Source organism: Streptomyces sp. CB02366 (assembly GCF_001905905.1).
GTDB lineage: Bacteria > Actinomycetota > Actinomycetes > Streptomycetales > Streptomycetaceae > Streptomyces.
On record NZ_LIVT01000015.1, the window covers coordinates 1 to 12,823 of the forward strand.

Below are 12,823 nucleotides of genomic sequence, written 5' to 3' on the forward strand. Positions count from 1 at the left end.
GTCAATACATCTAGGGCGTGTTTCGGAAGGAGCGTCGTCCGCCCGGAGGGCGGGCTCGGCGGCGTCCGGTGCGTGCGATCGCAAGGCGGAGGGCCGCCCCGATACCGGTGGTATCGGGGTGGTCCCGACAACGCCGCGAGCGTGCGTGCCGGGCGTCGCCGAGCAGGCGGGACTCTCGAAACACGCCCTAGCCGAGCGGGTGCATCCAGCCGTGGGTGTCCTCGACGATGCCGCGCTGGATGTCGAGAAGGCGCTCCCGCAGCCTCATGGTGACCTCGCCGGGCTCGCCTCCGGTCTGGGTCCACTCGCCGCCCGCGGACTTCACCAGGCCGACGGGGGTGATGACGGCGGCGGTGCCGCAGGCGAACACCTCGACGAGGCTGCCGTTCGCCGTGTCCTCGCGCCACTGGTCGATGGAGACCCGGCCCTCCTCGGAGCCGTAGCCGAGGTCGCGGGCGACCTTGAGGAGGGAATCGCGGGTGACGCCGGCGAGCAGGGAGCCCGTGAGGGACGGGGTGACGATCTTCTTCGAGCCGTCCTGCTGGGCGTACACGAAGTAGAGGTTCATGCCGCCGAGCTCCTCGACCCACTTGTGCTCGACCGCGTCGAGGTAGGCGACCTGGGCGCAGCCGTGTTCGGCGGCCTCGGCCTGGGCGAGGAGGGACGCGGCGTAGTTGCCGCCCGTCTTGGCGTCGCCCATGCCGCCGGGGACGGCGCGGACGCGGTTCTCGGAGAGCCAGATGGAGACGGGCTTCACGCCGCCGGGGAAGTAGGCCCCGGCCGGCGAGGCGATGACCAGGAAGAGGTACTCGTTGGCCGGCCGCACCCCGAGGCCGACCTCGGCGGCGATCATGAACGGGCGCAGGTAGAGGGACTCCTCGCCGCCGTGTGCCGGAACCCACGCCTTGTCCTGCTGGACCAGCGCGTCGCACGCCGCGATGAACGTCTCGACGGGCAGCTCGGGCATGGCGAGCCGGGCGGCCGAGCGCTGGAAGCGGCGGGCGTTGGCGTCGGGGCGGAAGGAGGCGACCGAGCCGTCGGGCTGGCGGTACGCCTTCAGCCCCTCGAAGATCTCCTGCGCGTAGTGCAGGGTCATGTTGGCCGGGTCCAGCGACAGCGGGCCGTAGGGGACGAGCTGGGCGTCGTGCCAGCCGCGGCCCTCGGTCCAGCGGATGGTCACCATGTGGTCGGTGAAGTACCGGCCGAATCCCGGATTGGCCAGGATCGCCTCGCGCTCCGCGTCGGACAGCGGGTTCGAGGAGGGCTTGAGCTCGATCGTGGGCGTCGTCATGAGTGCGTGTCCTTCACCAATCTTGTGTGTGATGGACCGCGCTCACACCGTCTCGGCCCGACGCTTTCCGGTCAGGTCCCAGGACGTCCGAGCTTCACCGCGAGCCACGGCCCCGCGTTCGATTATCGCTTGCGGGAGGCCGTGCACGAAATGGCGTGAATGCGGTCCAGAGGTCGATGGTGGCACCCGGGGGCCGCACAGGTGAAGCCGCCGGGCGCTGTCGCGACCCGGCGGCTTCGAAGTGGAGTCGTCGGGTCAGCCCGCTACGCGTACCGCGAGGGCGTCGCCGATCTCGTCGGTCGTGCGCGCGGTGGCCCCGTCGCGCTCCGCGAGATCGGCGGAGACGGCGTCCTCGATGCGCCCGGCCTCGGTCTCGTGGCCGAGGTGGCGCAGCAGGAGGGCGACGGAGAGGACCGTGGCGGTCGGGTCGGCCTTGCCCTGCCCGGCGATGTCGGGGGCGGAGCCGTGGACCGGCTCGAACATCGACGGGAACGCGCCCGTCGGGTTGATGTTGCCGGAGGCGGCCAGGCCGATTCCGCCGGTGACGGCGGCGGCCAGGTCGGTGAGGATGTCGCCGAAGAGGTTGTCGGTGACGATGACGTCGAAGCGCTCCGGCTGGGTGACGAAGAAGATCGTCGCGGCGTCGACGTGCAGGTAGTCGGTGCTGACCTGCGGGTACTCGGCGGCGACCCGGTCGAAGGTGTTCTTCCACAGGTGGCCGGCGTAGACGAGGACGTTGTTCTTGTGGACCAGCGTCAGCTTCTTGCGCGGGCGGGCGGCCGCGCGCTCGAAGGCGTCCCGGACCACGCGCTCGACGCCGTAGGCCGTGTTGACGCTGACCTCGGTGGCGACCTCGGCGGGGGTGCCGGTGCGCAGCGAACCGCCGTTGCCCGTGTAGGGGCCCTCGGTGCCCTCGCGGACGACGACGAAGTCGATGTCGGGGCGGCCGGCGAGCGGGGTCGCGGTGTTCGGGAAGAGCTTGGAGGGGCGCAGGTTGATGAAGTGGTCGAAGGCGAAACGCAGCTTCAGCAGCAGCCCGCGCTCCAGGACGCCCGAGGGGACGGAGGGGTCGCCGATCGCGCCGAGGAGGATGGCGTCGTGGCCCTTGAGGGCTTCCAGCTCCGCGTCCGGGAGGGTGTCGCCGGTGCGGTGCCAGCGCTGGGCGCCGAGGTCGTACTCCTTGGTCTCCAGCTTCACATCCTGCGGGAGGACGGCGTTGAGGACCTTGAGGCCCTGGGCCACGACTTCCCGGCCGATTCCATCACCGGGGATCACTGCGAGATCGATGCTGCGAGACATGCCGGAAGCCTAACGGTGCGTCCCATCCCATGACATCCGATGTCCATCATGCGGACGAACGCATGCGTGTTCGGGGTACGGGCGGGCGGGGTGCTGGAGGACGGAGAGGCCGGTGAGCAGGGGCGCGAGGGCGCCGTACGCCCCGTCGCCCGGTGCGGCGCGACGGACGCGCCGCGCACCTCTCGGCACGCGGCGGTCCGGCGGTCCGGGTCGGCCGGACGAGGGGCCCGGGGCTCAGTGGCCGGTCGAGCCGCCGTTGTCGCGGCGGTCCAGGGCGCGCTGGAGGGCGGCGGCGGCGTTCTTGCGCTCGGCCTCGGCCTGGCGGGAGGCGTGGCGGACGCGGCGCGTGGTGACGTTGGCCATGAGGGATCGACTCCTTGAGATCGCGGATCGCGTGGATGCCGGGAACGGGGCGCACATCGCGGTGCGGGGACCGGGGCCGGGATCGGATTTCGAGGCGCCGGAAGGGGCGGGGAGCGTACGCGGCAGGGGTTGCCTGCTTCAGGGCGTACGCCCGCATCCACCCATCGCTCGATCGAGCGACGCGTTCGGCTCCTTCCACGGTAGGACAGTCGGGCCGTCCTGTCTCCACAGTTAGTCGGACTTCCTACTATCTGAGACGGACGACGCGTCGTCGCAGGTCACAGGGGTGGAGGGAAAGCTTCCACGGAGGGGGCGCGCACGGATCGCGCGCTCAGAGCAGGTCGCCGTCCCGCCAGTCGAAGCGGAGCGGGTGACCGGGGTCGGGCAGGGACCGGCCCGCCGCCGGGCGGACGTGGGTACTGCCCTCCTCCTCGGGCAGCGGGACGGGACCGGCCGGGCCGAGGGCGGCGAGCCGGCCCGGCCACACCTGCCAGCCGCGCGCCGCGTAGAGCGCCGCCCCGGCGTCGGACGCGGAAAGGGCTCCGAGGTCGTAGGCCCTGTCGATGACGTGCTCCAGCGCCGCCATCACCCGGTGGCCGAGGCCCTCGCGGCGGTGGTCGGCGCGGACGGCGACGGCTTCGACGTATCCGACCCGGTAGGAGCGGTCCGCGTGCTGGACGCGGCGCTGGACGACGCTGCCGTGCGCGATCGGACGGCCGTACGGGTCGAGGACCAGGGCGTGCAGGCCGCCGAGAGCGTGGTCCCAGTCGTGGTCGTCGAATCCCCCCTCGAAGGCGGCGTCGAGCAGTTCGCGGATGCGGGCCAGTTCGGCGGGGACGAGTTCGCAGGTGTGGGCGATCCGCACGGCGGGGGTCGAGGCCATGGCGTCAGCCTTCCAGGTCGCTCCCCCGCGCGACAGCGGGTTTCGCCCGCACACGGAGCCGCGTCGCCGCACGGGGAGCCGCGTCGCCGCGCGCGGAGTACGGGGTCACGTCGCCGCGCACGCGGGCCCGCCCGGACCGGGGTGCGGTGGTCCGGGCGGGCGGCGAGGGAGCGCACTTCGGCGGGGGCGGCCCCGTGCGCCGTCACGACGTGGGGGAAACCGCCCGGTGCACCGTCACCTCGTGGGGGAAACGGCTCAGTACACCGTCACCCCGTACGCCGACAGCGCCTCGGCCACCGGCTGGTGGATGGCCGAGCCCGCCGTACCCGAGCAGCCGGAGCTGCCCGAGTGGATGCCGAGGGCGACGGAGCCGGCGAAGTGCGCGCCGCCGCTGTCGCCGCCGGCCGAGCAGGCGGTGGTGCGGACCATGTTGTAGACGGGGCCGTCGCCGTAGTTGACGGTGACGTTGACGGCGGTGACCGTGCCGGAGGTCACCTTGGTGGTGGACCCGCTCTTCTTGATCGCCTGACCGACGACGGCGTTGGCGGCCGAGGAGATGTCCTGAGTCGATCCGTTGTAGAGGTCCACGGTTCCGGCGGGCGAGGAGCCGTCGGTGTAGCGGACGATGCCGTAGTCGTTGGTCGGGAAGCTGGTGCCCTCCCGGACGCCGATGACCGAACCTCCGGAGCTGGCCGACCAGTTGGCGGAGATGTTGGTGCAGTGCCCGGCAGTCACGAAGTAACGCGCCCCGCCCTTGGTGACGTTGAAGGCGGCCGAGCAGCGGCTGCCGCCGCCGTAGATCGCGCCGCCGCCGAGCACCTCGCGCTGGAAGACGCCGGGGACCCGCTTGACGTCGACCGCGCCGCCGAGCCGCTCGGCGACGGCTTCGAGGCGGGCCATGTCCCGTGCGGAGACGGAGGAGTCGGCTTCGACGGCGATCCGGTTGGCGCGCGGGTCGAGGCCCCAGGAGGTGCCGGTGATCTTCGCCTCGGCCTCCAGGGCGTCCATCGCGGCGTCGAGCCGGGCGGCGCTGCGGGCCACCCGGCGGACGGTGGCCCCGGCGGCGCGGGCCTGCTCCTCGGCCCGGTCGGTGGTGACGGTGACGACCAGCTTCCCGGTCTTCGCGTCGAGGTAGCTTCCGGCGGTGGCGTCCCCGAGCTGCCGCTCCACGGCGGCGTCGAGCGCGTACGCGGACGGGGAGGGAATCGCGGAGGGGGCGGCGGCAGGGGCGTCGGCGGCGGTGGAGGGGGTGGCTCCGAGACCGAGGGCGCCGGCGACGAGCAGCAGGGAAACGCCCAGGCGCGCACGGGAGTTGCGTCTCATGGGGGGAGCTCCTTCTGGGGCGACGTGTGGGGACGTACCGAGAAGGAATTTGACATGCTCATTACCTAATCCACAAGACCGCGTGCCCCGACTCCCCGGCGGGCGGTGGCGCCGGGGAGGGAAGGTGCGCCCGAGGCCGGGGCCCGCGGCCTGGGGGAGCCCGGGGTCCGGGGGGCGCGGCCCGGGAGGGAACCCGGAGTCCGGGAGCCCGCCGTCCGGAAGCCGCGAGCGGACAGCCGGTCCCGCTCATCGGACACTGACCGGGACCGGTCCCCGCGCCTGTCCGGTCCGCCGCTTCCCCCGCCCCTCCCCCACCGCGCACACTGCGCCCATGTCCGACACCACGCCCCCGTCCGCGACCGCCCCCGGCCCCTGGAGGCCCACCCACGGCGCCCCCTACCGCCCCACGCCCTACCGCCCCGAGCGGATCGCCGCCGAGGAGTCCCTGGAGCGCGCCGCCCGGCTGCGGCGGCGCATGGACGAGCGCAGGACCGTCCGCGCCTTCTCCCCCGACCAGGTCCCCGAGCAGGTGCTGCGCGACGCCATCGCGTGCGCGGCCACCGCCCCCTCCGGCGCCCACCAGCAGCCGTGGACCTTCGTCCTGGTCAAGGACCCCGAGGTGCGCCGCCGCATTCGGGAGGCCGCCGAGCACGAGGAGAAGGTGAGCTACGACGGGCGGCTCGGCGAGGAGTGGCTCGCCGCGCTGCGCCCGCTGGGCACGGACGCGGTGAAGGCCCACATGACGGACGCCCCGGCCCTGATCGTGGTCTTCCAGCAGCGCTACTGGCTGGGCGAGGACGGCACGAAGCGCAAGCACTACTACGTGGACGAGTCGGTCGGGATCGCGGTGGGCATGCTGCTCACCGCCCTGCACCTGTCCGGGCTCGCCGCACTGATCCACACGCCGAGCCCGATGCGCTTCCTGGCCGAGGTCCTGGGCCGGCCCGAGAACGAGAAGGCGTTCGCCGTGATCCCGGTCGGCCACCCCGCCGAGGACTGCGAGGTCCCCGACCTGGTGCGCAAGTCGCTGGACCAGGTGCTGGTGGAGATCTGAGCGCGCGCCGCATCCGGCTCCCGCGCACGAGGCCCCCCTCCCCATGGAAACCGCCCCCCGTCCGGCAGGGGGGCCGGTCGGGGGGCGGTGCTGAGGGGGGGGCTCCGTGGCGGAGACCCGGGTCCGGGGCGTCGTGCTGCGGCGCCCCGGGGCGGGCGTCAGCCCTGGTGGGGGTAGGTGTAGTCGGTCGGCGGGACCAGCGTCTCCTTGATGGCCCGGGTCAGGGTCCAGCGCTGGAGGTTCTGCGGGGCGCCCGCCTTGTCGTTGGTGCCGGAGGCACGGCCGCCGCCGAAGGGCTGCTGGCCGACGACGGCGCCGGTCGACTTGTCGTTGATGTAGAAGTTGCCCGCGGCGTAGCGGAGCTTGTCCATCGTGTACGCGGCGGCCGCGCGGTCGCCCGCGATGACCGAGCCGGTCAGCGCGTAGTCGGAGACCGACTCCATCTGCTCCAGCATCGCGTCGTACTTCTCGTCCTCGTACACGTGGACGGCGAGGATCGGGCCGAAGTACTCGGTCGTGAAGACCTCGTTCTCGGCGTCGGTGCACTCGATGACGGTCGGGCGGACGAAGTAGCCCACCGAGTCGTCGTAGGTGCCGCCCGCGATGACCGTGCACGCCGGGTCGGACTTCGCGCGGTCGATCGCGGCCTTGTTCTTGGCGAACGAGCGCTCGTCGATGACGGCCCCCATGAAGTTGCTCAGGTCGGTGACGTCGCCCATCGTGATGGAGTCGACCTCGGCCGCGAACTCCTCCTTGAAACCGGAGTTCCAGATGGAGGCCGGGATGTACGCCCGCGAGGACGCGGAGCACTTCTGGCCCTGGAACTCGAAGGAGCCGCGGGTCAGCGCGGTCTTCAGGACGGCGCGGTCGGCGCTGGGGTGCGCGACGACGAAGTCCTTGCCGCCGGTCTCGCCGACGAGCCGCGGGTAGGTGCGGTAGTTGGCGATGTTGTTGCCGACCGTCTTCCACAGGTGCTGGAAGGTGGGGGTCGAGCCGGTGAAGTGGATGCCGGCCAGGTCGCGGTGGTTCAGCGCCACCTCGGAGACGGCCTTGCCGTCGCCGGTGACCAGGTTGATGACGCCCTTGGGCAGACCGGCCTCCTCCAGGAGCTGCATCAGCAGCACGGCGGCGTGGGTCTGGGTCGGGGACGGCTTCCACACCACGACGTTGCCCATGAGGGCGGGGGCGGTGGGGAGGTTGCCCGCGATGGCCGTGAAGTTGAACGGCGTGATCGCGTAGACGAAGCCCTCCAGCGGGCGGTGGTCCATGCGGTTCCACACGCCCGGGGAGTTGGCCGGGGGCTGCTCGGCGAGGATCTGGCGCGCGTAGTGCACGTTGAAGCGCCAGAAGTCGACCAGCTCGCAGGGGGTGTCGATCTCGGCCTGCTGGGCGGTCTTGGACTGGCCGAGCATCGTCGAGGCGGCCATGGTCTCGCGCCAGGGGCCGGCCAGCAGCTCGGCGGCGCGCAGGATGATCGCGGCGCGGTCGTCGAAGGACATCGCGCGCCAGGCCGGGGCGGCGGCGAGGGCCGCGTCGACGGCGTCCTTCGCGTCCTGCTCGGTGGCGCCGGCGAAGGTGCCGATGACGGCCTTGTGGTTGTGCGGCTGCACGACGTCGACCCGCTCGCCGCCGCCCATCCGCTTCTCGCCGCCGATGGTCATCGGCAGGTCGATCGGGTTCTGGCTCAGCTCCTTGAGCTTCTCCTCCAGGCGGGCGCGCTCCGGGGAGCCCGGGGCGTAGGAGTGGACCGGCTCGTTGACCGGCGCGGGGACCTGGGTGACGGCGTCCATGAGTGCCTTGTCTCCTTGGTGTCGGCGGGAATGTGGGTCAGCCCGGGGGCTGCTCAGCCCTTGGTGAGGATCGAGCGGCCGAAGAACAGCAGGTTGGCCGGCTTCTCCGCGAGGCGGCGCATGAAGTATCCGTACCAGTCGGTGCCGTACGCCGTGTAGACGCGCATCCGGTGGCCCTCGGCCGCGAGCCGGACGTGCTCCTCGCTGCGGATGCCGTACAGCATCTGGAACTCGTACTCGTCCAGTTTGCGCCCGGCCTTGCGGCCCAGCTCCTGGGCGATGGCGATCAGACGGGGATCGTGCGACCCGATCATCGGGTAGCCCTCGCCCTCCATCAGGATGCGGGTGATGCGGACGTACGCCTTGTCGATCTCGGCCTTGTTCTGGTAGGCGACGGAGGCGGGCTCCTTGTAGGCGCCCTTCACGATGCGTACGCGGCTGCCGGCGGCGGCCAGGCGGCGGGCGTCGTCCTCGGTGCGGAACAGGTACGACTGGATGACGCACCCGGTCTGCGGGAAGTCCTTCCGCAGCTCCTCGTGGATGGCGAACATCGAGTCGAGGGTGGTGTGGTCCTCGGCGTCCAGGGTGACCGTGGTGCCGATGGCGGCGGCGGCCTCGACGACCGGGCGGACGTTGGCGAGGGCCAGCTCGTGGCCGCCCTCCAGCGCTTGTCCGAACATGGAGAGCTTGACGGACATCTCGGCGCGGGGGCCCAGCTCCAGGTCCTTCAGGCGCTCGATGAGCTCCAGGTAGGCGTCGCGGGCGGCCTCGGCCTGCGCGGGGGTGGTGATGTCCTCGCCGACGACGTCGAGCGTGACCTCCAGGCCCTTGTCCGCGGCGTCCACCACGATCGGGACGACCTGGTCGACGGTCTCCCCGGCGATGAAGCGGTCGACGACCTGCTTGGTGCCGGGCGCGGCCGAGACGAACCGGCGCATCTTGTCGCTGCGCGATGCGGCGAGAATCACGGGACCCAGCACGGGGCACCTCCACGAATGTACGGACGGGAGGCCGCATCGGCACGAACGTGAACGGACCGGTACGGCACGGATAACCACGGTGAAATCTAGGCACCCCGTGCGGGCTGTGCCATCGACAGCTGTCACGCATCCGTGGCCGCCATCTCATACATCTGTCTGAAGAAGCGTGCGCGGGGGTGCAGAATGGCGGAGTGAAAGGCGACTACCAGGAACTGGTCGACGAGATCTCGGCCCTCCTCGACGCCCCGGCGACCCTGGAGAACCGCGACTTCGGCCTGGTCGCCTTCGGAGCCCACGACAGCGACGACGACACGGCGATGGACCCGGTCAGGACCCGTTCGATCCTGACCCGCCGCTCCACGCCCGCCGTGCGCGCCTGGTTCGAGGGGTTCGGCATCACCCGGGCCACCGGGCCCGTCCGCATCCCCGCCGCGCCCGAGGCGGGGGTGTTCCGGGACCGCGTCTGCCTTCCGGTACGCCATCGGGGTGTCGTCCTCGGTTACGTCTGGCTCCTCGACACCGTCCCGGGCCCGACCGACGAACGGCTGGCCGCCGCCATGGAGGTCGCCGCCCGGATCGGGGCGCTGCTCTTCGACGAGGCGCGGGCGGGTGCGGACCTCTCGCGGGAGTTCGGCGCGGTGCTCACGGCGGGCCCCGGCCGGCAGCACGACTCGGCCGTCGCCGCGCTGGGCGAGGTGCTGGGCCGGGACGCGGAGGGGCTGCACGCGGTGGTGTGCGTGACCCCCTGGGCGGACGACACCCCGTCGGTACGGAGCGTGGCGTCGGCGGCCGCCCTCGCCGCGGTCCCCGGGCCGGGGACGGCGGGGCCGCCGTCGCTGGCCGCGCTGGTCCGGCTGCGCGCGCCCGACCGGCTCGACCCCGCCCTGAGCGCCGGGGACCGGCTGCGCTCCGACGCCGGGCCGGCGGCCACCGCGGGGATCGCCACGCCGCGCCGGGGCCTGGCCGAGCTGGCGGCCTCCTGGCGCGAGGCGAGGGCGGCGGCCCGCGCGGCCCGGGCCGAACCCCGGCTCGGCCCGGTGACCCGGTGGTCCTCGATCGGCCCGTACCGCCTGCTGACCTCCCTCCCGGACACCGGGGGCGGGACCGGGGACGGAGCCGGGGGCGGGGATCCGGCGGTCGCCCCGCTGCTGCTCCCGGTCCACCGGGAGCTGGCGCACACCGCCGAGGCGTTCCTGGACCACGCGGGCCAGGCGGGGCGGACCGCCGCGGCGCTGGGCGTCCACCGCCAGACGCTGTACTACCGGCTCTCCCGCATCCAGCAGATCACCGGCCTGGACCTGAACGACGGCGAGGACCGGCTGCTGCTGCACATGGCGCTCAAGCGGGCCCGGCTGTAGCGGGCGTGCCGACGAGCCCCCGCCGGGGGCGGGCACCGGCGCTCGGGCGGGGCGGCCCGCCGTCGGCTGAACAGGCTGCCGTCGCGGTGAGGGCGCCGCGCGGCGCGTCGCCCCGGACACGGCGCCGAAGGGCCACGCCCCTCGTGAAGCAGGCGTTCGTACCCGCGTTCAGCGCCGTCGGCACGCCGTGCACGGGGCGGGCCCCGGGCCGCCCCCGCCGCCCGCGTCCGCCCAGCGGCCCCGGGCCTCAGGGCCGCCGAGGGCGCAGCAGCAGCGCGTAGCCCCCCGCGGCGACGAGCATGCCCGCCGGGAGCGAGAGGTCCACGCCGCCCAGGGCGGCGGCGACCGGCCCGGTGTACACGGTGTCCACGCACAGGGCCGCCGCGGCGACGCCCGCCAGGAGGGCGAGGACGCCCGGGACGTGGACGCCGCCGGTGTACCAGAACCGGCCGGTGCGGCTCTCGTCCGACAGGGCGATGCCGTCGTAGCGGTTGCGGCGCAGCAGGATGTCGGTGGCGTAGACGGCCGTGCTGGGGCCGAGCAGGACGACGGTGAGCTGGAGGACGTCGCTCATGGTGTCGAGCAGGTTGGACACCAGCAGGGCGTACAGGGTGAGGGAGACCGCCGCGAAGCCGTCCACGAGCACGCTGTACGAGCGTCGGATACGCAGGCCCACGGCCTGGAGGGCGAGGCCCGCGCTGTAGGCGGTCAGGGCGTTGATGGCGATGGTGCCGAGCACCAGGGCGGACAGGAAGACGGGCGCGAACCAGCCGGGCAGGATGGTTTCGAGCCCGGTCTGCGGGTCGTTCATGTCCACCGCCGTGGCGGCCAGCGCGCCGATCGAGCAGACGACGACGCCGGGCACGAAGCCGCCGAGCGCCGTCCAGCCCACGATCGCCCGCTTCGGCGTCGTACGGGGCAGGTAGCGGGAGAAGTCGGCGCTGGTGGTGTAGGACAGCGGGCCCGAGGCGACCAGGGCGAGACCGGCGGCGAGGGTGGCCCACAGGGCGGCGCCGCCCAGCGGTTCGGCGGGCCGGTAGGAGAGGTCGGCGTGGTCGAACACGACGGCGGCCACCACCGCGAAGGCCAGGGCCAGCACGAGCGTGATCGGCAGGTAGAGCTTCATGATCGCGGCGTGGCCCCAGACGCTGATGACCAGCGTGAGCGCGGCGATCACCACCACGACGGCAGCCGTCACCCCCTCGCCGGGAGCGATGCCCGCCCGTTCGACGAGGGCGGTGGCGGCGCTCGCGGCGGCGGCCAGGTTGAGGGCGAAGTAGCAGACGGAGATCGCCCAGCCGACGACCGCGTTGTTGACCCGGTTGCCGCGCACGCCGTAGACGGCCCGGGTGATCACCTCGCTCGGGGTGCCCGAGGCCGGTCCGGAGACCGCGAGCACGCCCGTGAGCACCCAGAACAGGTTGCCGACCACGATCACCGCGAGCGCCTGCGCCAGGGTGAGGCCGAGCAGGACGAGCACCCCTCCGGACAGCAGGCTCAGGTAGTTGACGTTGGCGGCGGCCCAGACGGAGAACAGTTCGCGCGGCTTCCCACGCCGGTCGGCGTCGGGGATGTGGTCGATGCCGTGGGCCTCGATGCGCGGCACGGCGCGCTCGGCGAGCGCGGCGGCCCCGTCGTCCGGCAGGGCCTCCCCGACCGCCCGGGGCGGGACGTACGCGGTGTCGTGCCGCCCTGGGATCGGGTCGGGAATCGTGGACGCCATGGGCCCTCCGGGTGCTGGTCGTACCCCACCTGCTTGCTTATTGGTCGCACACTCAATAACGTTCCCGGCATGTCGTCAAGCGTTCAGCGCCCCCGAGTTCGGAAAAGCCCCGCCGCCCGACGTGCGGAAATCGTCGAGGCGGCCGCCGCGGTCGCGCTCACCGAGGGGCTGGAGTGCGTCACCCTGCGCCGGATCGGCGACGAGCTGGGCGTCCGCCCGGGGTTGATCAGCCACTACTTCCCGTCCGCCGAGGAGTTGGTGGCCGAGGCGTTCGGCACCGCGGCCGACGGCGAGCTGGACGCGCTGCTGCCGGACGGCCCGGCGGACGCTTCGCCCGTGCGGCGACTGGCCGGCTTCCTCGCCCGCACGACCGGCGAGGAGTACGACGCGATCAGCCGGCTCTGGATCAACGCCCGCCATCTCAGCCGCTACCGGCCCGCCCTGCGGGAGCGGGTCGCCCGGCAGGAGGCCGCGTGGCGCGGACGGCTGGAGGGGCTGATCCGGGAGGGCGTGGAGCGCGACGGATTCCGTACGTCCGATCCGGAGGTGGCGGCCATCCAGATCCTGGTCGTGCTGGACGGACTCGGCGTCCACGCCAACACGGAGACGAGAGAGCGGCCCGCGGCGGTGACCCGGATGGCGTTCACCACCGCGGAACGCGAACTGGGGCTGCCGCCGGGCACGCTGACCGCCTGACCGCCGTCCCCGGCCCACCCGGGCGCCCTGACCGCCTGCCCGCCCGGCGGCCCGGTCCCGGCC

General features: G+C 73.0%; 11 protein-coding genes. 3 read left to right on the forward strand and 8 right to left on the reverse strand.

All coding sequences use genetic code 11. The features are described 5' to 3' along the window. Window positions 1-187: 187 nt before the first annotated feature. From AMK24_RS28235 to AMK24_RS28250, 5 genes are all read right to left on the reverse strand, one after another. A complete protein-coding gene (locus tag AMK24_RS28235) occupies window positions 188-1,291 on the reverse strand; it encodes a branched-chain amino acid aminotransferase (RefSeq protein WP_073771728.1) in 1,104 nt (367 codons plus the stop codon). Window positions 1,292-1,546: 255 nt separating this feature from the next. Then, window positions 1,547-2,590 carry a 3-isopropylmalate dehydrogenase gene (locus AMK24_RS28240; RefSeq protein ID WP_073771729.1) on the reverse strand — a complete coding sequence of 348 codons (1,044 nt, stop codon included), beginning with the start codon at window positions 2,588-2,590 and terminating at the stop codon, window positions 1,547-1,549. A gap of 234 nt (window positions 2,591-2,824) precedes the next feature. Continuing rightward, entirely contained in the window at window positions 2,825-2,953 is a 129-nt protein-coding gene (locus tag AMK24_RS35250; RefSeq protein ID WP_267488353.1) for a hypothetical protein, read from the reverse strand. Window positions 2,954-3,284: 331 nt separating this feature from the next. Further along, window positions 3,285-3,836 (reverse strand): GNAT family N-acetyltransferase, encoded by a 552-nt coding sequence (locus AMK24_RS28245; RefSeq protein WP_073771730.1) that lies wholly within the window; start codon window positions 3,834-3,836, stop codon window positions 3,285-3,287. Window positions 3,837-4,091: 255 nt separating this feature from the next. Next, window positions 4,092-5,159 carry a S1 family peptidase gene (locus tag AMK24_RS28250; protein ID WP_073771731.1) on the reverse strand — a complete coding sequence of 356 codons (1,068 nt, stop codon included), beginning with the start codon at window positions 5,157-5,159 and terminating at the stop codon, window positions 4,092-4,094. Between the two features lie 331 nt (window positions 5,160-5,490). Between AMK24_RS28250 and AMK24_RS28255 the strand changes: the two genes are divergently transcribed. After that, entirely contained in the window at window positions 5,491-6,213 is a 723-nt protein-coding gene (locus tag AMK24_RS28255) for a nitroreductase family protein (protein WP_073771732.1), read from the forward strand. A gap of 158 nt (window positions 6,214-6,371) precedes the next feature. Here the strand turns inward: AMK24_RS28255 and pruA are convergent, their stop codons facing one another. Both pruA and AMK24_RS28265 read right to left on the reverse strand, forming a co-directional pair. Then, the gene (gene pruA / locus AMK24_RS28260; protein ID WP_073771733.1) at window positions 6,372-8,003 is read right to left on the reverse strand and encodes an L-glutamate gamma-semialdehyde dehydrogenase; all 1,632 of its coding nucleotides are present in this window, start codon (window positions 8,001-8,003) and stop codon (window positions 6,372-6,374) included. Between the two features lie 53 nt (window positions 8,004-8,056). Further along, window positions 8,057-8,983, reverse strand: coding sequence for a proline dehydrogenase family protein (locus AMK24_RS28265; RefSeq protein WP_073771734.1), 927 nt, complete (start codon window positions 8,981-8,983; stop codon window positions 8,057-8,059). Window positions 8,984-9,174: 191 nt separating this feature from the next. Between AMK24_RS28265 and AMK24_RS28270 the strand changes: the two genes are divergently transcribed. After that, a complete protein-coding gene (locus AMK24_RS28270; protein WP_073771735.1) occupies window positions 9,175-10,341 on the forward strand; it encodes a PucR family transcriptional regulator in 1,167 nt (388 codons plus the stop codon). A 247-nt stretch (window positions 10,342-10,588) separates the two neighbouring features. On the opposite strand, the gene AMK24_RS28275 is transcribed toward AMK24_RS28270, so the two are convergent. After that, window positions 10,589-12,064 carry a purine-cytosine permease family protein gene (locus AMK24_RS28275; RefSeq protein WP_073771736.1) on the reverse strand — a complete coding sequence of 492 codons (1,476 nt, stop codon included), beginning with the start codon at window positions 12,062-12,064 and terminating at the stop codon, window positions 10,589-10,591. Window positions 12,065-12,133: 69 nt separating this feature from the next. On the opposite strand from AMK24_RS28275, the gene AMK24_RS28280 reads away from it, so the two are divergent. Continuing rightward, window positions 12,134-12,760, forward strand: a complete 627-nt coding sequence (locus AMK24_RS28280) for a TetR/AcrR family transcriptional regulator (RefSeq protein ID WP_073771737.1) — start codon at window positions 12,134-12,136, stop codon at window positions 12,758-12,760. Window positions 12,761-12,823: the final 63 nt, after the last annotated feature.